We start from the raw sequence: 20,588 nt of genomic DNA, 5'->3' as shown, positions 1-20,588 counted from the left end.
TAAGCGGACATTTCATTGAAGTCTGGCATTATTGTTGTTACGTCACACAGGTTTCGAAGACAGAAACAGGATTTGAAGAACATATCATGAGTGCTTGGCTGCGAAATATCTGGGAAGAGGTCGGACGCCCCTTATTCCTGCGTCCCCAAAGGGTGCAGTTTGCGGCCCTGTGCACGCGCAAGCACGAGGATCAGGACGAGGTTCTGCTGATCACCAGCCGCGAAACCGGGCGCTGGATTATCCCGAAGGGCTGGCCTGTCAATGGTCTGGACGGGTTGGAGACGGCCCTGCTGGAGGCGTGGGAAGAGGCTGGCGTGCGTGCAGAAGCGGTCGACAAGGAGCCCATCGGCCAATTCACCTATGACAAGATCTTCAAGGGGGGATCAGCACAGTCGGTCCTGACTCGCGTCTACCGGGTTTCCGTGCGAGAACTTGCCGATGATTTTCCCGAAGTGGATAAGCGCAAACGTCAGTGGTTTTCACCGGCAGAAGCCGCCAAACGGGTGCAGGAGCTCGAGTTGCAGGCGCTGCTGCGACAGATGTAGCCGTTTCGCAACAATTTGATGGCTGCGCGCTTGCCCCTGAACCGGGAAACCGTTAGCTGCGGGCGATCTGCGAAACTTTGACCAAGCCCATGTCTGACACAAATTCAAAACCGCGCTGGCAGTCGCTTGACAGCGACCTGCAACGCATCTCACGCGTAGAAATCGCCAATCTTCATGTCGCCCGCCCGCTGCTGGCGCCGGGAATTGCACTGGCGTTCATGGTGCTTGCCGGATTGATGGCGGCGGTGCTGTTCGGTCGGGCCGACGGCACCTATATCGTCGTGGCTGCCGCCGCGTTCGGAGCCTATATGGCGATCAACATCGGTGCCAATGACGTGGCCAACAACATGGGTCCCGCGGTGGGTGCAAACGCGCTGACCATGGGCGGTGCCATCGTGATCGCCGCCGTTGCCGAAAGCGCGGGCGCTTTGCTTGCGGGAGGCGACGTCGTCTCGACCATCTCGAAGGGGATCATCGACCCGGCCTCGGTGCAGAACACCAATGTGTTCATCTGGGCCATGATGGCGGCGCTGATCTCGTCCGCCATGTGGGTCAATCTGGCGACCTGGATCGGTGCGCCAGTGTCGACAACGCATTCGGTTGTGGGCGGGGTCATGGGCGCAGGGATTGCCGCTGCCGGTCTGAGCGCGGTGAGCTGGGGCACGATGGGCGCGATTGCCGCCAGCTGGGTGATCTCTCCGGTTCTTGGCGGCGTGATCGCGGCTGGGTTCCTGGCGCTGATCAAGACCAAGATCCAGTATCAGGACGACAAGATCGCCGCCGCGCGGCGTTGGGTGCCGATCCTTGTGGCGGTGATGGCGGCAGCGTTTGCCACCTATCTGTCGGTCAAGGGTCTGAAGCGGATCGTGAAGATCGAACTGGAGGTGGCGCTGCTGATCGGTCTGGGCAGCGGCGTGCTGGTCTGGGCGCTGACGGTTCCCTGGGTACGCCGCAAATCCGAGGGGATGGAGAACCGGACCCGGTCGCTGAAAACCCTGTTCGGCTTGCCATTGGTGATATCGGCCGCGTTTCTGAGTTTTGCCCACGGCGCCAATGATGTGGCCAACGCGGTCGGCCCTCTGGCGGCGATTGTCCACGCGGCTGAGTTCGGAGATTTCGCCCAAAAGGTTTCGATCCCGTTATGGGTGATGATCATCGGCGCGTTCGGGATATCGTTCGGCCTGTTTCTGTTCGGGCCCAAGCTGATCCGGATGGTCGGCAGCCAGATCACCAAGCTGAACCCGATGCGGGCCTTTTGCGTCGCACTGTCGGCGGCGATCACTGTCATTGTGGCCAGCTGGCTGGGCCTGCCGGTCAGTTCCACGCATATCGCCGTTGGCGCAATCTTTGGCGTCGGGTTCTATCGCGAATGGCAGTCGGATCGCAGGCGGAAGCAGAACAATGGGAGAAACGCGACAGCGCAGAAGCTGGCCCCCGAAGAATTCCGGCGGCGCAAGCTGGTGCGGCGGTCGCATTTCATGACGATCATTGCAGCCTGGGTCGTGACCGTGCCCGCCGCCGCCGCCATGTCGGCCGTGATTTTCTGGATACTGACCGGCCTCGTCTGACGACCGGGATCAGAGCCTGATCTGTTCCGGGGACAGCGGATGATCAGGCGCGTGTTTGATCAGGTCAGACACTTTTGTGCACAGGGGGGTGGGCACCCCGGTCTCGTGTCCCAGCCGAATGATATGGCCCTGAAGGCTGTCGATTTCCGTTTGCCGCTCGGCCATCAGGTCATAGGCCATCGAGGTCCGGGCGGTGGGGTCGATGGTGAGCATCCGCGCCGCGATCCGGCTGAACAAAGGTGTCGGCAGGCGCAGGATATGCGGCGTCAGCCACGCCGGAAGCGGCGTTGTCGAGGCCACCGGATGCCCGGCCGCCTTGAGAACGGACAGCGCCTCGGCCATCTGGTCGGCCATGAGGTTGCGCCAGTCACGGCTGAGCAGCTGATCCACAAGCGGCAGGCCTGACAGCGCGTTCAGCGCGTTGTTCAGGTTGATCACCAGCTTGCCCCATTGCACCGCCTCGATCCGGTCACTTGCGATAACGGGCAGGTCCGGGCTGCTGAGGGCGGTGGCCAGGTCGCCGGGGCCGTTCTGGATCACAATTTCGCCTGATGTGGCCCGGTGATAGGTGGCGGGGCCGTTCGGGACCACGTTGAAGGGGACCATTCCCGCGCGCACATCGCGACCGGGCAGCGCCTTGCGCAGGGTCGCCGCATTCTCGATCCCGTTTTGCCAGGACAGGACGGGCGCATCCCGACAGGCGGCGTCCGCGATATGACCGGCCATATCCGCCGTTGCCCCGGATTTGACGGTGACAATGACCAGCTCGGCCTGATCCAGGCAGGCGGGATCCGTGCTGAGTGTCAGGGCTTCCGCCGCAACATGGTAATTGAGGCCATCGTAATTCGTGACCGTCAGCCCATGTTCGCGGATGGGGTCCAGTACACGGGCACGGCCCAGCAAGGTCACCGCATGCCCCGAGCGGGCCAGTAAACCGCCGCAGTAGCAGCCGATGCTGCCCGCGCCTGCGATGACAAGTTTCATGATACCCCCTCTGGTATACCAGAAAGGATCACCGCAAACGGACGGTTACACAAGCCCACCCGCCCCTGACGCCGCTCGCGGGCGGGCCAGCCGGGGCTTTGTGCGCTCAAGCTGTTCCGAAATGGCAATAAATTCGCGGTTATCCCCTGCCGGAAGGTGGAACGCGCCACTGACCCAATCGGCGCTTTTCCACTCATGAATCGCCGTCTCGATCTTTTCTTTCGAGGATGACACGAAATTCCACCAGATATAGCGATCCTTATTCAGGGTAGCGCCGCCCAGCAGCATCAGCCGCGCACCCTGCGGACCCGCTCGGGCCGACAACCTGTCACCGGGGCGGAACACCATCATGCGGCCTTCGTCGAATGTGTCGCCAGCAATCTCGATTGATCCTTGCGTGACATAGACACCGCGATCCTCATGGTCGTCGGGCAGCGGGAAAGTCGCGCCGGGGGCGAGTTCAACATCCAGATAAAAGGTCTCGGACAGCATCGTCACGGGGCTGGATTCGCCATAAGCAGTGCCGAGAATCAGCCGTGCGCTGACGCCCTTGTCTTGGATATGGGGCAGCGCGCCTTGCTTGTGGTGTTCGAACTCGGGGGTCATATCCTCATGCGTTTCGGGCAGGGCAAGCCAGGTCTGAATGCCGAACAGCTTGTGGCCTTTACCGCGCGTTTCTTCGCTGGTGCGCTCGGAATGGGTCACGCCACGGCCTGCAACCATCCAGTTGACCTCGCCGGGGTAAATCATCTGGTGAGTGCCGAGGCTGTCGCGATGTTCGAATTCGCCCTGATAGAGGTAAGTGACGGTTCCCAGCCCGATATGGGGGTGCGGACGCACGTCAATGCCGCCTTCGGTGACAAATTCTGCCGGGCCGACCTGATCGAAGAAGATGAACGGGCCAACCAGTTGGCGTTTGACCGAGGGCAGCGCGCGGCGCACCTCGAACCCGCCCAGATCGCGGGCGCGGGGAATGATGAGCGTTTCCAGCGCATTTTTTTCGGAGGCGCATTCGGGGTCATGGGTGGGGTTCCAACTCAATCCTGATCTCCTTTTTTGGTCCTGCGAGACGGCTTCATGTTCGCCCATGCTGAAGGTATTGGGAAAGTATCGCATGAAAAGTGCATTTTTGCACAATGATCGTGAAGTCCCTGGAGCGATTTGCAGATACTCACAAAGGCGTGGAATGGCGTATTTGGCACGCTCCTTCGCGACTCTCGGAATCATGAACAATCGTGCTATCTTTAGACATCGGGTGTCGCCGGTTCAGGGAAGCCAGTCGAAGATGGGATTCAACCGACAGGAGTGGATGCAATGGCCCGACTCGAAATCAACCGCCGCAAGTTTGTTGCGACAGGGATTGGTACACTTGCAGCCGGTATGATCGGCATTTTCACACCTGCGCACGCCGCCGGTCTTGCGCCGACACCGTCGATGCGGGGCGGGTCGAACAATTACAGGCCCGGTGCGCCGATCGTGAAGCGCATCGGCGGCGGCGGGTTCTGGATGACCGGCACCGTGCGGCGCGCGGGCGACGGAGCCCCCCTGCCCGGCCAGCGCATCCAGATATGGGCCCACACGACCGAGGGGCATGAACGTGACCAGCGCAGCCATGGGGCGACACTAACCGATGCGAACGGAGAATTCCGGTTGGAAATGCCTCAGATTGTGCCTGCTTTTGGTCAACCGCACGGGCATCTGGCCTATGACAGCGGCGAATTTGAGACTGTGTTCCTGCGCCCTGTGATGTCGAGTGCGAAGGACAAAACCCTTGCTGCACATTTCGTGCTGCAACCTGTCTGACAGGTGTTAAAGCGCGTTGCGATCTGGGCGGCATTGATCGCCGCACTTCTGGTACCGGTCGTAGCAGCGGCTTTCAGCCCCTATCTGGCGTGGCGAGAGCCGGTTTACATCGTCGCCGGTTTCGCAGGCATCATCGGGATGTGTCTTCTTCTGCTGCAACCCTTGCTGGCCGGGCGTTGGTTGCCCGGACTTTCTCCGGTCAACAGCCGCCATTGGCACAGGCGGTGTGGCTTGGCCCTTGCTGCAAGCATTATGATCCATGTGACCGGCTTGTGGATCACAAGCCCGCCTGATGTGGCGGACGCATTGCTTTTCGTGTCTGCAACACCTTTTTCGACATGGGGGGTCATCGCCATGTGGGCGGGTTTTGCGGCGGCGGCAATGGGGAATTTTCGGCAGCGACTAAACTTGCGGTTTCGGGTCTGGCGCCTGGGCCATGCAGGACTGGCCATGGTAACCATTCTGGGTAGCGTCATTCACGCACTGCTGATCGAAGGTTCGATGGAGACGATGACCAAGGTCGCTCTGTGCGCGCTGGTGGTATTGGTGAGCGTGGGAACACTCGCCAAGTTGCGGATTTGGGGGGTGCATCGGCGTTAAACCACCGAGGAACGCTGCCGGGTCCGCGTCAACCAGCCAAACGCTTTGCATAGGTGGCGCGGGTCATCTCGACATCCTGCACGGTGATGCTGCCGACCTCGGGCATGGTCTGGGCCAGAACGTCCAGAATGATGGCGTTAAGCTCGGCCCGCGTGGCCTCATCCCGGCCGCGCATCAACAGCAGCGTGGCATGCACGAAGGTCTGCGGTTGCGTTCCGATGTAGGAATGGGCAATCGGCGCGGCGCGGATCTTGAGCGCTGAGGCGTCGATTTCATCATGTTTTGCGAGAACGGTATGCAGCCGCTCGCAGATCATCTTGAAATCATGGGTGTCGTCCAGAGATTTGGAGAATTCCAGGGTAACGTGAGGCATTGAATGCTCCGGGGGTCATGAGAGAGCCTGATGGCCCTCTCGAAACTGCAAGTTGATCCTAAACGCCCAGACACCAGCGCATTACGGCCTTTTGTGCGTGCAGGCGGTTTTCGGCCTCATCGAAGATGACCGAGTTCGGGCCGTCCATGACCTCGGAGGTTGCTTCTTCCTCACGATGCGCGGGCAGGCAGTGCATGAACAGCGCGTCGGGTTTGGCATGTGACATGAGTTCCGCGTTGACCTGATAGGGGCGCAGCATGTTGTGGCGACGTTCCTTGGCGGATTGGCTGTCATGCATCGAAACCCAGGTGTCGGCAACCACCAGATCCGCGCCCTCGACCGCTTTGTGTGGGTCCCGTTCGATGACGACTCTGGAACCCTTCTGGCGGGCAAACCCCAAGAATTCTTCTTCCGGATCAAGCTGGGCCGGGCCACTGAAGGTCAGATCGAAGCCGAATTGACCCGCCGCGTGCAGGAACGAGGCGCAGACATTGTTGCCATCACCGGTCCAGACCACTTTCTTTCCTGCGATGGGGCCGCGGTGTTCCTCGAACGTCAGCACGTCAGCCATGATCTGGCAGGGATGGGTACGATCGGTCAGGCCGTTGATGACGGGCACGTCGGAATATTCGGCCATTTCGGTCAGGATGGTCTCATCGAAGGTGCGGATCATGATCATGTCGACATAACGCGACAGCACACGGGCGGTATCGGCTATGGTTTCGCCGTGACCCAGCTGCATGTCCTTGCCCGACAGCACCATGGTCTGGCCGCCCATTTGGCGTACACCGACGTCAAAGGACACGCGCGTCCGGGTCGAGGGCTTTTCGAAGATCAGCGCGACCATGCGGTCTTTCAGCGGCTGTTCGTCGTCAGGGGCGGCCTTGGGACGGCCCAGACGCGCCTGTTTCATCGCGCCCGCCTGATCGATCATGGACCGCAACGCGGTGGCATCGGTTTTGTGGATGTCGAGAAAGTGATTCATATCGCTTCGCTTTTGGCTGGTCGGGCGGTGGGGGCCAGCCCCCACACCCCCGGAGTATTTGGGAAAAGATGAAACTCAGGCAGTTGCGAGCTGGGTTTCGATCTGATTGGCGGCCTTTTCGAGGCGGATCATGGCCTGGGCGATGTCATCCTCGGTCAGGGTCAGGGGCGGCAGCAGGCGGATGACGTTGTCGGCGGCAGGGACGGTGATGACCAGATTGTCATAGCCCGCATTGACCACGTCGATATTTGGCGCCTTGCATTTCAGGCCGAGCATCAGGCCCGATCCGCGCACCTCTTCGAAAACCTCGGGGTGATCGGCAACCAGACCTTCGAGTTTCTGGCGCAACAGACCAGCCTTGCGGTTGACACCTTCGAGGAAGGCGGGTGTGGCGACCTGATCGATCACCGCACAGCCCACGGCACAGCCCAGCGGGTTGCCGCCATAGGTGGAGCCATGCGTGCCTGCGGTCATGCCGGATGCCGCGTCTTCGGTTGCCAGCACGGCGCCGAGGGGGAAACCACCGCCGATGCCTTTGGCGACCATCATGATATCCGGGGTGATCCCCGCCCATTCATGGGCGAAGAGCCTGCCGGTACGACCGACGCCGCATTGCACCTCGTCCAGGATCAGCAGCAGACCGTGTTCGTCGCAAATGGCGCGCAGGGCCTTGAGCTCGGCATCGGGCACGGGGCGGATGCCGCCCTCGCCCTGAATCGGTTCGATCAGGATGGCTGCGGTATTTTCGGTGATGGCGTTGGTGACACCGTCGAGATCGCCAAAGGTGACGTGGACAAAGCCCGGCAAAAGCGGGCCAAAGCCTTTGGTCATCTTCTCGGACCCGGCCGCTGCGATGCCCGCCGACGACCGGCCATGGAACGAGCCGTCGAAGGTGATGATCTCAACCCGTTCGGGCTGGCCTTTGTCATAGAAATACTTGCGGGCCATCTTCACGGCCAGTTCACAGGCTTCGGTGCCGGAATTCGTGAAGAATACCGTATCCGCAAAGGTGTGTTCGACCAGCTTGTCTGCCAGTGCCTGCTGTTGCGGGATGTTGTAGAGGTTCGAGACATGCCACAGCGCGTGGGCCTGTTCCGTCAGGGCGGCCACCAGCGCCGGATGGGCATGGCCCAGCGCGTTCACCGCGATCCCTGCGCCGAGGTCCAGAAAACGTCGGCCATCCGCTTCAGTCAGCCAGGCGCCTTCGCCCTTTACAAATGACAAGGGCGCGCGGTTATAGGTCGGCAGAACGGACGGGATCATGGGATCATCCTTTTCGGGTCGTTTGAGCCTCGTGAGTGATACACTAAGGCCCGCTTCGTCAACAGATTTGGTGAGAATTGTGCCAATTTGGCAGGCACATGGGATCAAACAGGCCGATTACGCAGAGCGGCGTCGGCGTCGGAGCAACTGGATATGTGCGCGTTTGATCATGGCCGCTCTATAGACGTGAAAAGACAGCCTGAAAACCCTATTATTGCCGCAGGGTCAAAATTGCCACCGGATCATTACGCCGAGCGCCAGCGGTCGAGCTTGCCCATGCCGCGGGTGAAAGCCCAGGCAAGGATGCGGGGCATGCCTTTGGCGACAAGGGCATCGACGCAGTGAGACTGAAACTCTTCCAGCGATGCGTCGGGATGGCGGAACGCACCGTTTTCGTAACACAGCGAGCAGTAACGCGTGCTGCGCCCGCCGCCAGCTTCGGACCCGCCGCCCTGGGGGTCTTTTGACAGCGGCATGCCGCAACTTTGGCATTTGGGACCCATGGTGCTTGTCCTTGCAGAGAATAACTGTCTGACATAGGATCAAAACCATGGAGTTGAGTCAACGGTTTTGAAACATGCGGATCGGGGAACTTGCGCGGCGCAGCGGGCTGAGCCGTGACACGCTGAGGTTTTATGAACGCCAAGGGCTGATCCGGTCAGCTCCGGGGCCGGACAACACCAACAGCTATCGCGACTATCCCGAAGACGCGCTGATCACGCTGGAGCAAGTTGCAGATGCACAGGCGGCAGGCATCAGCATTGCAGAGCTGGTCATGTTGCTGGGGCAGTTGGAAGCCGCCGATCCCGACAGCTTTGACGGCGAGGCGTTTTTGCAGGACCGGATTGACGAGGTCGAAGCACGGATCGCACGGGCAGAGCGGTTTTTGAACAGCCTCAAACAAGCCAAGGCGGCGCTGGCTGCCCCTCCGGTTTTGCGCTGAGCGCAGATTTGCGTCTTGCCAAGGCCCCCGTTTTGGCGCACCGCTTTCGCCCATGTTCACCCCGAAGGCGCAAAATCCTGCTGTGGCCGCAGGGCTGATCTTTGTCGCGACCGCCTTTATCGCGGCGACGACGCTGTTGGCCAAGGCGTTGGGGACGGAGACACTCGGGCCTCCCTTGCACGCGATGCAGATCAGTCACGGGCGGTTTCTGTTTGCTCTGTTTGCCATCCTGTCGGCGGTCGCAGTGCTTCGCCCCCGGCTGGGACGGCCCCATTGGGGGCTGCATGTCGGGCGAACCAGCTTTGGCTGGGCCGGGGTGACGTTGATGTTCGCGTCTGTTGCGTTCATTCCGATGGCGGATGCGACGGCGATTTCCTTTCTGAACCCTGTCTTTGGTATGGTACTGGCCATTCCGCTATTGGGGGAGCGGGTCGGCCGGTGGCGTTGGCTGGCGGCGGCCGTGGCCCTTGTGGGTGCGGTGATCCTGCTGCGCCCGACACCTGCAAGTTTTCAGCCCGCCGCCCTTCTGGCGCTGGCTGCGGCGGCGTTTATCGGGATGGAGCTGATCTTTATCAAGAAACTGTCGGGGCGCGAGGCTCCGATCCAGATTCTGCTGATCAACAACACGATGGGGCTGGTGATCGCTACGGTCGCGGTCAGCTTTGTGTTTCAAATGCCTACGCCGCAGCAATGGGTTGCACTGGTGGGGATCGGCCTGCTGATGGCCTGCGCGCAGGTTTGTTTCATCAACGGCATGGCACGGGCGGACGCGTCATTCGTGGCCCCGATCAGCTATGCCACGTTGATTTTCGCCGCGCTGTACGATTTTGCGGTGTTTGATGTGATCCCCGACCGGATCAGTCTGATTGGCGCGGTCACGATTCTGACCGGAGGGCTGATCCTGGTCTGGCGCGAGGCAGTAAACCGCCGGACCTGACAGAAAAAACCGTCCTTGCGGTTCAGGGGCGACCTTTGTGTCGCAAACCCCCATGAACGGCAAAGCAGCAGGCGCATTCTGGGCTGAGTTGATTTGCGAGTTTGTCATGCATGAACGCCGAATACCTGAATGGGTCCGCCACGCGCCTGCCCCATCAGTTCGCGATTTTGGGATTCTGGCCGGGATTGAAGCCATCGTGCGTGGCATCCTGATTTCAGTCTTTCCGCTGGCGATGTACCGGGCGCTGGGCGATGCCTCGTCCGTGTCATTCCTGTATTTCCTGATTGGCATCCTGTCCCTGCTGGTCGGGTTGATGGTGCCGTTCCTGATCCGTTTTGTACCGCGCAGATGGGCCTATTCCACCGGTTGTGTCATGTTCATCTGTGGTGCATCGCTGGCGATCGAGGGCAGCCCCGAGGCCGTGGTCGGCGCATTGGCCCTAAATACCATGGCCACGGTTGTCACTTTCATCTGCTTCAACACCTATGTGCTGGATTACATCAGCAAGATCGAACTTGGCCGGTGCGAGACCAGCCGCATGTTCTACAGCGCTTTGGGATGGACGGGCGGCCCAATGGCCGGTGTCCTGCTGATGGAGCTGTGGCACCCTGCCCCGTTTGTCATCAGTGCCGGTGCAGCGCTGGTCATGCTGGCGCAGTTCTGGCGCATGCGTCTGGGCAATGGCAAGCTGATCACCAAGGCCCGTGGTCCGGCCAACAACCCGTTGGCCTTTCTTCCCCGGTTCTTTGTTCAACCCAGATTGGTCGCCGGATATCTGTTTGCAATGATCCGGTCCTGCGGCTGGTGGATATATGTCGTTTACCTGCCCATCTTCGCCATCCAAAACGGGCTGGGAGAACAATTGGGCGGCATCCTTCTGTCGTGCACAAACGCCATGCTGCTGGCCGCCCCATTGATCCTGCGCTGGGTCCAGACGCGGTCGCTCAGGTCTGCTGTTCGCATCGGGTTTGCTTCTGCCGGGGGCTGCTTTTTCGCAGCCGGATTGGTCGCGGGATGGCCTGTCGCCTCGGTCGCTGCGCTGGTTCTGGGGTCTGTCTGGCTGATCGTTCTGGATATCTGCGCCGGATTGCCCTTCCTTATGGCCGTGAAACCGTCTGAGCGAACCGAGATGTCGGCGATTTATTCCAGTTACCGCGATGTCTCGGGCATTCTGACGCCCGGTATTGCAGCTCTGGTCTTGCTGGCGGCACCGGTGGCCGGTGTGTTCGCGGCAGGCGGGATTGCTTTGTTTGGGGCATGGGCTGTCTCGGCCCGCTTGCATCCGCGGCTGGGCGAACCCAAGCCTGCCCTGTCGCCCGATAGGCTGGCAGAGCCCGGTTAAGCCTTAAGCCGATAGCCGGTGCGCAGCATTTGCCAGGTGATCAGCCCGATGGCCAGCGTGGCAAAACCACAAACCGCCATGCCCAACCACGGAGAGCTGTCGGACACGCCAATCATGCCGTAACGCAGCCCATCGATCAGGTAGAAGACCGGGTTCAGGTGGGTCAGGCGGTTCAGGACAGAAGGCAGCGCCTCGACCGAATAGAAGGTGCCCGACAGGAAGGCCAGAGGTGTGACGATGAAGTTGGTGATCGCGGCCATCTGGTCGAACTTGTTCGCAAAGATCCCGGCAAAGAGGCCCAGCACGCCCATGAATGCGCCACCCAGAACAACAAAGATCAGCGCAATCAACGGGTGCTGGGGCGCGATGGACAGCAAAACCAGCAACGCAATCGAAATCACCAGCGCGATCATCAGGCCACGGGCGATGCCACCGGCAAGATACCCCAGCAGGATCTCGAGCGGGGACAGCGGCGGCATCAGAGTGTCGACGATATTGCCCTGCACCTTTGCAATCACCATCGAAGAGGAGGTATTGGCAAAGGCGTTCTGGATCACCGTCATCATCAGGATCCCCGGTGCCAGAAACACCACAAACGGCACGCCCATGACGTCAGGGCGGCTAGGCCCAATGGCGATTGTGAAGATCAGCAGGAACAGGCCGGCCGTGACCAGAGGCGCCAGAACGGTCTGGGTCCAGACCGAAAGAAAGCGCCGGATTTCGCGCTGCGCCAGCGTGTAAAGCCCCATCCAGTTGACCGCCCCAAAGCTGCGTTCGGTCTGTTCTGCGGGATTCTGCATGCTTTGCCCTCAACCTGATTCGAAGACAGCTTGTAACTCGAGCCGCAGTGTTTAGAATAGGGGGCTGAGACGAATTCCCAAGGCGGCCCGAATCCGGGGCCGCTTTCCGCTTTTGAAAGGCTGACGATGTCCTGGACAGACGAGCGCGTAGAACTGCTGAAGAAGATGTGGGGCGAAGGCCAATCGGCCAGCCAGATCGCCAAGGAACTGGGTGGCGTGACCCGCAACGCGGTGATTGGCAAGGTCCACCGCCTGGGCCTGTCCAACCGGACAGCAGGCGCAGCCCCGGCCAAGTCCGAACCGAAAGAGAAACCGGCACCCGCGCCCAAGGCCGAAGCCAAGCCCAGACCCATGCCAAAGACAGAACCGGCGCGCCCGGCTGCTGCTGCCGAGGCGAAACCCGCCGTTCCGGCCCGCCGCCAGATCATCCCGGCTGGTCAGCCGCTGCCGCCGCAGCCCTCGGCCAACGAGATCAGCCCCGAGGCGCTGGCCAAGGTCAACGAGATCGAGAAGAAAGCCAAGAAGCTGACGCTGATGGAACTGACCGAGAAAACCTGCAAGTGGCCCGTGGGCGACCCCGCGACCGAGGATTTCTGGTTCTGCGGCCTGCCGGTTGAGGCAGGCAAACCCTATTGCGAGGCGCATGTGGGCGTGGCCTTCCAACCCATGAGTTCGCGCCGCGACCGGCGGCGGTAATTGCGAACACAAGAACCTAAATCTTGTCTATGGAACGTGAAAAAGGCGCAGGCGTTTCGCCACGCCTCTTACCGGAGGCGTTGCATAGTCCAGAACGACGCAAGGCGTAACGGGCTCTTACTTAGAAAACACCCTCGCTGAATGCTGCGAGGGTGTTTTAGTTCGGAGCGTCAACTTTGCGGACAATTAGGACACTGGGCCGTCAAAACTCTAGGTGAAAACTTGGTAGTGATATGATGCGCACGGTTGATGTAGGACGCGCTTGCCATCGACGCTTTCGATGACGCTTTCAAAAGTTTGCCGCATATCGGAAGCCACTGCTTCGTACTGTGAATACCGGTCAGGATCAGGTCGCACGATCTTATCCAAAAAGTACTCAAAAGTTGGGTACTCCCGGGTCAAAACATACTCATTTTTGGCCAACAAGCTGTAGCTTTGGTCTTTATCGAGTCGATTCAAAACGTTGTGGGAGTTTGTACGCACAGACGTCTCGTCTTCGACCATCCGAACTACGTCAAACATTGTTCCATACGGATAAGGTTCGACCACATGCAATCGACCGTTTTGCCTCAAAACCCGGCGAACTTCATCGAAGGCGGCTTCGTGCAGATTGGCTGGCACGTGATGTAGAGAAAAGAAGAAACAGGCCAACTGCTGTGAGTTTGTTTCCAAAGGCAAGTTTTCTGCCGTTCCTAGTCGAACATCAACGTCGGGTGGCAAGTTTGATTTCGCATTCGATACTTTGGCGGGGTCAACTTCGATGGCGGTTACATGTGCACCCTCCGCATGAAGTTGCTTTGAGTACACGCCATCCCCCGCTCCGATATCAACAACTGGGCGACCCTTCATCGAATACATGGACCGCAACAGCGCAATGTGTGCCATGTGGATAACCTCCAATGCGACGGCGCGCACAACATTTCCAAACTAGCACAGAAACATAGTAAAGTCCGAATGGGTTCGAACCGGGCATTCTCTGTTAATCTCATGGGGGTCCGCTGAGCGGAGATACTGTTGAAAAACTCTGCTTGAGCGATGCTTTGGCTGCTGATTCAATTCTCTTGAGTTGCAGGAGAGTTGCTGATGATGGGACCGAGGCAAGTTGCGCAGGGTGCGCTGTTCTACGAGTTCAGTATTGAGGATCACGTTCCGACGGATCACCTTTTGCGCGCGATCGACCGGTTTGTAGACCTTGTTGACATGCGCCGACATCTCGCGCCGTTCTACAGTTCAACAGGCAGGCCCTCGGTTGATCCCGAGCTGATGATCCGAATGCTGATTGTGGGCTATGCCTTCGGTATCCGGTCAGAGCGGCGGCTGTGTGAAGAGGTGCATCTGAATCTGGCGTATCGCTGGTTCTGTCGCCTCGATCTGGCCGATCCGGTGCCCGATCATTCCACCTTTTCCAAGAACCGACATGGACGTTTCCGGGACAGCAACCTCTTCCGGAATCTGTTCGAGCAGGTGCTGGCGCGCTGCATTGCCGAGGGACTGGTCGGCGGCGAGAGCTTTGGAGCAGATGCTTCGCTCATCAAGGCTGATGCCAGCCGCTATACGAAGGTGGACTTCTCGGAATGGTCTGCAGCAGATGCTGCAAACCGGGCGACGCAGGAATACCTTGATACGCTCGATGATGCGGCCTTCGGCGCTGCGACACCGGTAAAGCCGAAGGCGATCTCGCCCGCCGACCCGGCCGCGCGGTTGACCGGAGCCAATGGCGACAGGCCCTTCTTTGCCTACAGCACCAACTACCTGGTCGATCTGGACCATGCGATCATCGTCGATGTCGAAGCGACTGCGCCGATACGTCAGGCGGAAGTGGGTGCCGTGCGAGACATGCTGGTGAGAACCCAAGACCGTTTCGACCTGCACCCATGGCTGCTGGCCGCAGACACGGCCTATGGTGCGGCGGAGATGCTTGGCTGGCTTGTGAAAGAGCAAGGTATCGAACCCCACATCCCGGTCTTCGACAAGTCCGAGCGCAAGGACGGCGCGTTTCCTGCCACCGACTTCACCTACGATCCGGACACCGATGCTTACAAATGTCCCGGCGGGAAGGAGCTGAAGCCGTACTGGCGGAACATCTCAAAGGGGCGCCCGGCGTTCGGCAAGGATGGCTTCAAGAAATACTACGCCCGGAAACAGGAATGCGCGGCGTGTCCGCTGAAGCCCCGATGCACGCCCAACCAGGCGACCCGGAAAATCGCCCGATCCAGGCATGAAGACGCCCGCCAAAAAGCACGGGATATCGCGAAGACCGATGCCTATGTCGTCTCCAGCTACGCCAGAAAGAAGGTAGAGATGCTCTTCGCCCACCTCAAACGCATCATCGGCCTCGACCGCCTCCGCCTTAGAGGACCAAACGGCGCCAAGGATGAGTTCCACCTCGCAGCAACAGTCCAGAACCTCCGCAAACTTGCAAAGCTCAGACCAATCTCGGCGTGAAGAGCCGAGCAGGAAGACTTCAGCCGCTATTTCCGCCGCGCTTACACATCGACTTTTTCAACAGCATCCGGACAATGCAGCCGTTTGATCTATCGCTATTGGGCGGCTCGAAACATCGGAAACAGGGGTGGGGCTTGGTCGGCTTTGATTAGACCCATCTCTTGAAAACCATAGCGCTTATACAGCGATAGATTTGTAGGGTTTGTCGACTCTAAGTAAGCAGGTCTTCCATCTTCGTCACAGCGTTTGAGGCAGCATTCAAGCAAGGCGGACCCCAACCCTTTTCCTTGGCGAAATGGATCGACCGCAATAAAAGCTAAATGCCAGCAGTCCTCATCCGGATGATAATTGTCCATCTGCCCAAAGGTTTCGAACAACGCATTATGCTTTTCTGGTGAGACCGTCTGCTCAAAACAGGCGACAAGCCGTTCTTCATCGGGGTAAATGCCTGGCGGAAGCCAAAGTGCGCCAGCGGTGAAATCATCGTTTCGAAACGCGCTGCCCTGTTCAAATGCCCGCCCTCCAAAGAAGTCCATTACTCGCGGGAAGTGGGTAAGGAAATCGGCAGGTTCAGGATACAGCCAACGCATGAATGGGTCCGCAGAAAATCCAAGAGCAAGTCCGCTTAACAAACTTTCTGCTTCACTTCGGGTTGATGATCTAAACATGGAATTACCTTTGGTCGTTCCACCTCGATTTTTAAGTTTTAGCATGAGGGCCGCAAACACTTGTTGTCAAATGCGCAATTTATTTTCCTGCTTAAGCAACGAAGGATGACTGCTCCGGGCTCGAACCTGACATTGAAGTGCCGGTGATCGTGGAGTCACTGGCACATGGTTGCCTTTCACTGCGCGGGATGTGTCGGCAGGTTCGGCATCGCCACCCAGCCCGGCAGTTCATCCGGCGCGACCGAGACATGCAGGCGTTCTGACTGATCCCGCCCGACCTTGCGGTGTTTGCGCAGCAGAAAGATCTTGCCCCAACCGCGCCAGGTTCCAACCGATTGCGCATGGGCATCCGTCGGGAAACGGGTGCGCCAGCCTTCGGGCATCGGCAGCCCGTGCATCTCGGCCTTGTCCAGCATCCAGATCAACGAGATATTGCTGAGCGGCCGGGCCTCTTCATAGCCGTTCAGCTGGCCGCCGATATCGCCATGGGTGCCACGGAACCAGACCTGTTCCACATGGCCATTGAACTCGGGCTTGCATCGCCACAGAACCGGCTCGAACACCTCGCGCGTTTCGTCGAGGGCCAGCGCGTGATAACCATGGAGCGTTGCCGGGCCCAGCTGGTGGTTGTGAAAGGCATGACGATCCTCGGCCCAGCGCCACAGCAGCGGCAGGCGCAGGCCCAGCGCCTTGACCGTGTCCCAGACACCGACCATCTCGATCTTGACGTTGTCATGGCAGAACTTGCGGCGGAAATCGCGGGCGGCGGTGCCGCTTACATTGCATTCATAATGGCGGTAGGCTTGCAGGATGTTCCGCTCGGTCGCGTGTTCGGCCTTGAGCAGGCCGATCATATCGATCACCCCGGCCAAGCTGCGCACGCCGTAGGCGCCACGGGAATAGCCGATGAAGTAAATCCGGTCACCGGGCTTATAGCGCGACGCCAGATAGCCATAGGCGCGGCGAATCTGGCGGTTGATGCCCCGGCCCATCATCACGTCCATGGTGGATTTCCAGCTTTCCCACTGCACGCCCGCCTCGTAGAACACCGACACCTTGCTGCCCATTTCGCAGCACAGGCGATAGGTCTGACCGGCATGGGTTTCGAACCCCGGTTCGAGGGTGGACATGGTGCCATCTAGGATAATGACGTGGCTGATCGGCTCGCGGTGCCGCGTTTCGGCGGAGTGCTCGGACCGTAAGGGCCGCCCGAGCCATCCCAGAACCTTCCTACTTAGCCGCGACAGATTCATGCGTCAGCAATTCCCAAACCTTGTGAGGTGTGAAAGGCATATCCGCCTGCCGCACCCCGTGATCCCAGAGCGCGTCCTGAACCGCGTTTGCCACAGCGGCCAGAGCGCCCACCGTGCCGGCCTCGCCGCATCCTTTCATCCCCATCGGGTTGGAAGTTGACGGCACCGGCGCCGAGGTAAACTTTATCATGGGTACGTCCACCGCGCGGGGCAAGGCGTAATCCATAAACGATGCCGTGAGCAGTTGTCCGTGATCATCATGCACCACATGCTCCGACAGCGCTTGCCCGATGCCCTGAACCACCCCGCCATGCACCTGCCCTTCGGCCAGCATCGGGTTGATAAGATTTCCGAAATCATCAACCACGGTGTAGCGGTCCACACGGGTTTCGCCGGTGACGGAATCGATCACGACCTCGGCAACATGCGCGCCATTGGGATAGCTGCGGGCATCCAGTTGCGCGCGGGACTCATGCGTCAGCAAGTCCAAGCGCCCGTCGGCGCGCGCCATAGCCGCGGCTTCGGTCAGGGTCGGCGTCAGGTTCGAGCCCGGCGCGCGGAATGTTTCATGGTCAAATCGCACATCACTGTCCTCGACCCCCATCTTATCGGCCAGATAAGGCGTGAATGCGGCGATCATCTTGTCAATGGTGGCGAGGGTCGCGGTACTTTGCACCGTCACCGAGCGCGAGCCACCGGTTCCGCCGCCATGGCCAAGCCGGTCGGTATCGCCCTGAATGACGGTGATCCTGTCCATCGGGACGCCAGTCTGATCGGACAGGAACTGGGCATAAACCGTCTCGTGCCCCTGCCCGTTCGATTGTGTGCCGACATAAAGGTTCACCGTGCCATCCGCGCAAAACTCGACCTTCGAGTTCTCGGAAGGGTCCCCCAAAATACTTTCGATATAGTAACAAAGACCCTGCCCCCGGATCAGACCGCGTTCGGCATCGGCGGCCTTGCGGGCGTTGAACCCGCTGGTCTGGCTGGCCGCACGGCGCAGGACCATGTCGAAATCGCCGACATCATAGGTTTCACCCGTAGCAGAGGTGTATGGGAAGTGGCCGGGTTTGATGAAGTTTCTGCGCCGCAACTCCCACGGGTCAACGCCCAGTTCGCGTGCCGCGCGGTCCATCACGCGTTCCAGCACATAGATCGCCTCGGGACGTCCGGCACCGCGATAGGCGTCAACCTGTGTTGTCGTGGTATAGAACCCCTCGACCCGGAGATAGGTGGTCTGAACGTCATAGACCCCCATCAGCACCTTGCTGAACAGGCTTGTCTGGATCGCCTGCGCGAAATGGCTGTTATAGGCACCAAGGTTGACTTTGCTGTGAACGCGGTAGGCGGTGATCCGGTGGTCGGCATCAAAGGCCAGCTCGGCCAGCGAGGTCAGATCGCGGCCGTGGTGATCGGACAGCATTGCCTCGGACCGGTCGGACATCCAGTGCACGGGCTGGCCCAGTTTCATCGCGGCCACGGCCACGCAGAAATATTCGGGATATGGCATCACCTTCATGCCAAACCCGCCCCCCACATCCGGGGTGGTGACACGGATCGCATCCGCATCGAGTTTCAGCTTTTGCGCCAGTTGTGCCTTCATCGCCCAGACACCCTGCCCGCCATAGGAAAAGTGCAGACGCCCGCCAGACCAGTCGGCCTGACAGCCCCGCGGCTCTAGCGAGCTGATGATGACGCGGTTGTCGTGCACGTTCAGCGAGACGGTATGGGCGGCGGCCTGAAAGGCGGCTTTGGTCGCGGCTTCATCACCCAAGCCCCAGTCAAACGCGCGATTGTCCGGCGCTTGCGGGTGCAGGGCCTCACCCCCCGCGTTCACGTCCAGCTTGGCAGCGCGTTCCCGGATATCTATCCAGATCAGCTCGACCGCGTCCTGTGCCTGCGCCAGCGTATCAGCGATGACAACGGCCACGGGTTCGCCCACAAAGCGCACGCGGTCCCTGGCCAGCATATGCCGATCCGGCGCGGCAGAGCCGGTTCCGTCGCGGTTGGTCAAGGTTGCGGCATTCATCACCGTATCGATGCCCGAGGCGGCAAGATCGTCCAGTGTCATGACCAGCCGTACCCCGTCGGCATCCCGCGCGGATTCAATATCCAGCGCGGTGATATCGCCATGGGCCACAGGGCTACGGAAGAAAGCGGCAAACAGCGCATTGCCGGGCACGGCATCGTCCATATAGCGCCCCTGCCCGGTCAGGAACCTCTGATCCTCGGTCCGTTTGACCGGCTGGCTTTTGCCGAATTTTTCCATGGGATGCTCCTGTCACTGCCTTGATGGCGACACTAGCCCTGCGTTCGCTTATGTCCAGCGCCTTGCATGAAAGCGTGTGGCGACACCGATGTCGTAAACAGGATTGCAGGAGCCGCAGAGGGATTCGTAGGCTGTTTGAAAATGCAGCCTGCCGGAGGTCCTCCATGCCCGAACCCATTTCCCTGTCACAGGGCCGTCTGGACGCCCCATCGATCGACGCGTATTGGCAAGACGGGTTTGCCTTTCCCATCACAGTCTTTTCGCCGGATGAGACCGCACAGTTTCGGGCCGAGCTGGAGCAGATCGAGAAGACATGGCGTGTGGCCGACCTTCCGCTGCCGCTGAACATGTACAAGCGCCTGAACGCCCATGTGGTGATGCCGCTGGTCGCCCGTATCGCACTGGACCCCAGAGTTCTGGACGTCGTCGAAGGAATACTGGGGCCGGACTTGCTGCTGTGGTCTGCGGAACTGTTCATCAAAGAGCCACGCACGACTCAGGTGGTGGGAATGCATCAGGACCTGACCTATTGGGGGATGGGCGAAACACCGGATCAGATGACCGCATGGATCGCATTGTCGCCTGCCACGATTGCAAGCGGCTGCATGGACTTTGTCAGGGGCAGCCACAAAAACCCGATCCTGCCCCATAACGACACGTTTTCAGACAACAACCTGCTGTCGCGCGGGCAGGAGGTGGCTGTCGATGTGGCAGACGAGGACAAAACGCATATCGAATTGCAGCCGGGTCAAATGTCGCTGCACCATGGCCTCACAATCCATGGCTCGGGACCCAATATGTCGGACGATCGGCGGATCGGGCTGGCAATCCGGTATCTGAACCCGAACGCACAGCAAAAAGTGGCGGACCGCGATTACGCGGTCTTGGCGCGGGGCGAAGACCGGGTGGGCAATTTCATCCTCATCGAACCACCGACCGAATTGTTTTCGCCGCCAGCCTTGGCGCTTCATGCCCGCATTCGAGAGGATCAGGCCAAGGCGATGACACAAGGCGCGGCGCAAAGCACGCACCTGTACGGAAACGAGGCGACCGGCACGGGGTGACATCGGCAATCGTCGCCGCGCAGGGCCTTCCCCTTCCCGTCTCCATTCGC

Annotated in this window: 21 protein-coding genes; 10 read left to right on the top strand and 11 right to left on the bottom strand. The window is 59.9% G+C overall.

Annotated elements, in window-relative coordinates:
- Nucleotides 1-86 precede the first annotated feature (86 nt).
- Entirely contained in the window at nt 87-545 is a 459-nt protein-coding gene (locus ACR0NZ_RS11160; protein ID WP_480518932.1) for an NUDIX hydrolase, read from the top strand.
- 89 nt (nt 546-634) lie between these two features.
- The gene (locus tag ACR0NZ_RS11155; protein ID WP_480473642.1) at nt 635-2,113 is read left to right on the top strand and encodes an inorganic phosphate transporter; all 1,479 of its coding nucleotides are present in this window, start codon (nt 635-637) and stop codon (nt 2,111-2,113) included.
- A gap of 9 nt (nt 2,114-2,122) precedes the next feature.
- On the opposite strand, the gene ACR0NZ_RS11150 is transcribed toward ACR0NZ_RS11155, so the two are convergent.
- A complete protein-coding gene (locus ACR0NZ_RS11150) occupies nt 2,123-3,097 on the bottom strand; it encodes a 2-dehydropantoate 2-reductase (protein WP_480518930.1) in 975 nt (324 codons plus the stop codon).
- 45 nt (nt 3,098-3,142) lie between these two features.
- A complete protein-coding gene (locus tag ACR0NZ_RS11145; RefSeq protein WP_480518928.1) occupies nt 3,143-4,138 on the bottom strand; it encodes a pirin family protein in 996 nt (331 codons plus the stop codon).
- A 273-nt stretch (nt 4,139-4,411) separates the two neighbouring features.
- Between ACR0NZ_RS11145 and ACR0NZ_RS11140 the strand changes: the two genes are divergently transcribed.
- On the top strand, nt 4,412-4,900 hold the full coding sequence (locus ACR0NZ_RS11140) for a peptidase associated/transthyretin-like domain-containing protein (protein ID WP_480518926.1): 489 nt from the start codon (nt 4,412-4,414) through the stop codon (nt 4,898-4,900).
- A 3-nt stretch (nt 4,901-4,903) separates the two neighbouring features.
- The gene (locus ACR0NZ_RS11135) at nt 4,904-5,500 is read left to right on the top strand and encodes a ferric reductase-like transmembrane domain-containing protein (protein WP_480518924.1); all 597 of its coding nucleotides are present in this window, start codon (nt 4,904-4,906) and stop codon (nt 5,498-5,500) included.
- 28 nt (nt 5,501-5,528) lie between these two features.
- Here the strand turns inward: ACR0NZ_RS11135 and ACR0NZ_RS11130 are convergent, their stop codons facing one another.
- The 4 genes from ACR0NZ_RS11130 to ACR0NZ_RS11115 form a co-directional block, all read right to left on the bottom strand.
- Nucleotides 5,529-5,873 carry a 5-carboxymethyl-2-hydroxymuconate Delta-isomerase gene (locus tag ACR0NZ_RS11130; protein ID WP_480518922.1) on the bottom strand — a complete coding sequence of 115 codons (345 nt, stop codon included), beginning with the start codon at nt 5,871-5,873 and terminating at the stop codon, nt 5,529-5,531.
- A gap of 58 nt (nt 5,874-5,931) precedes the next feature.
- Nucleotides 5,932-6,858 carry an ornithine carbamoyltransferase gene (gene argF, locus ACR0NZ_RS11125; RefSeq protein ID WP_480518920.1) on the bottom strand — a complete coding sequence of 309 codons (927 nt, stop codon included), beginning with the start codon at nt 6,856-6,858 and terminating at the stop codon, nt 5,932-5,934.
- 75 nt (nt 6,859-6,933) lie between these two features.
- The gene (locus ACR0NZ_RS11120; protein WP_480473651.1) at nt 6,934-8,121 is read right to left on the bottom strand and encodes an acetylornithine transaminase; all 1,188 of its coding nucleotides are present in this window, start codon (nt 8,119-8,121) and stop codon (nt 6,934-6,936) included.
- Between the two features lie 245 nt (nt 8,122-8,366).
- Nucleotides 8,367-8,624: a zinc ribbon domain-containing protein gene (locus tag ACR0NZ_RS11115; protein WP_480495119.1), complete on the bottom strand. Its 258-nt coding sequence runs from the start codon at nt 8,622-8,624 to the stop codon at nt 8,367-8,369.
- A gap of 74 nt (nt 8,625-8,698) precedes the next feature.
- On the opposite strand from ACR0NZ_RS11115, the gene ACR0NZ_RS11110 reads away from it, so the two are divergent.
- The 3 genes from ACR0NZ_RS11110 to ACR0NZ_RS11100 all read left to right on the top strand — a co-directional run bounded on the left by ACR0NZ_RS11110 (nt 8,699) and on the right by ACR0NZ_RS11100 (nt 11,343).
- Complete coding sequence (locus ACR0NZ_RS11110) at nt 8,699-9,064, top strand: MerR family transcriptional regulator (RefSeq protein WP_480518918.1); 366 nt, start codon at nt 8,699-8,701, stop codon at nt 9,062-9,064.
- 52 nt (nt 9,065-9,116) lie between these two features.
- Nucleotides 9,117-10,001 carry a DMT family transporter gene (locus ACR0NZ_RS11105; protein WP_480473653.1) on the top strand — a complete coding sequence of 295 codons (885 nt, stop codon included), beginning with the start codon at nt 9,117-9,119 and terminating at the stop codon, nt 9,999-10,001.
- A 106-nt stretch (nt 10,002-10,107) separates the two neighbouring features.
- Nucleotides 10,108-11,343 (top strand): MFS transporter, encoded by a 1,236-nt coding sequence (locus tag ACR0NZ_RS11100; protein ID WP_480519001.1) that lies wholly within the window; start codon nt 10,108-10,110, stop codon nt 11,341-11,343.
- Here ACR0NZ_RS11100 and ACR0NZ_RS11095 read toward each other — a convergent pair.
- Complete coding sequence (locus tag ACR0NZ_RS11095; protein WP_480518916.1) at nt 11,340-12,143, bottom strand: ABC transporter permease; 804 nt, start codon at nt 12,141-12,143, stop codon at nt 11,340-11,342. The genes ACR0NZ_RS11100 and ACR0NZ_RS11095 overlap by 4 nt on opposite strands.
- A 126-nt stretch (nt 12,144-12,269) precedes the next feature.
- On the opposite strand from ACR0NZ_RS11095, the gene ACR0NZ_RS11090 reads away from it, so the two are divergent.
- Nucleotides 12,270-12,839: a GcrA family cell cycle regulator gene (locus ACR0NZ_RS11090; protein ID WP_267363457.1), complete on the top strand. Its 570-nt coding sequence runs from the start codon at nt 12,270-12,272 to the stop codon at nt 12,837-12,839.
- A 210-nt stretch (nt 12,840-13,049) separates the two neighbouring features.
- Here ACR0NZ_RS11090 and ACR0NZ_RS11085 read toward each other — a convergent pair whose 3' ends face one another.
- Entirely contained in the window at nt 13,050-13,724 is a 675-nt protein-coding gene (locus ACR0NZ_RS11085; RefSeq protein ID WP_480518914.1) for a class I SAM-dependent methyltransferase, read from the bottom strand.
- A 198-nt stretch (nt 13,725-13,922) separates the two neighbouring features.
- Between ACR0NZ_RS11085 and ACR0NZ_RS11080 the strand changes: the two genes are divergently transcribed.
- Nucleotides 13,923-15,284 (top strand): IS1182 family transposase, encoded by a 1,362-nt coding sequence (locus ACR0NZ_RS11080; protein WP_480518912.1) that lies wholly within the window; start codon nt 13,923-13,925, stop codon nt 15,282-15,284.
- A gap of 95 nt (nt 15,285-15,379) precedes the next feature.
- On the opposite strand, the gene ACR0NZ_RS11075 is transcribed toward ACR0NZ_RS11080, so the two are convergent.
- The 3 genes from ACR0NZ_RS11075 to ACR0NZ_RS11065 form a co-directional block, all read right to left on the bottom strand.
- On the bottom strand, nt 15,380-15,997 hold the full coding sequence (locus tag ACR0NZ_RS11075) for a GNAT family N-acetyltransferase (protein WP_480518910.1): 618 nt from the start codon (nt 15,995-15,997) through the stop codon (nt 15,380-15,382).
- A 131-nt stretch (nt 15,998-16,128) separates the two neighbouring features.
- Complete coding sequence (locus tag ACR0NZ_RS11070) at nt 16,129-17,205, bottom strand: DUF2235 domain-containing protein (RefSeq protein WP_209505670.1); 1,077 nt, start codon at nt 17,203-17,205, stop codon at nt 16,129-16,131.
- On the bottom strand, nt 17,183-19,474 hold the full coding sequence (locus ACR0NZ_RS11065; RefSeq protein WP_480518908.1) for a xanthine dehydrogenase family protein molybdopterin-binding subunit: 2,292 nt from the start codon (nt 19,472-19,474) through the stop codon (nt 17,183-17,185). The genes ACR0NZ_RS11070 and ACR0NZ_RS11065 overlap by 23 nt, the downstream gene beginning before the upstream one ends.
- Before the next feature lie 164 nt (nt 19,475-19,638).
- Between ACR0NZ_RS11065 and ACR0NZ_RS11060 the strand changes: the two genes are divergently transcribed.
- Nucleotides 19,639-20,538, top strand: a complete 900-nt coding sequence (locus ACR0NZ_RS11060) for a phytanoyl-CoA dioxygenase family protein (protein ID WP_480518906.1) — start codon at nt 19,639-19,641, stop codon at nt 20,536-20,538.
- Nucleotides 20,539-20,588: the final 50 nt, after the last annotated feature.

The organism is Ruegeria sp. AE3 (assembly GCF_056542225.1).
This window is presented reverse-complemented; position numbering and strand designations above follow the sequence as displayed.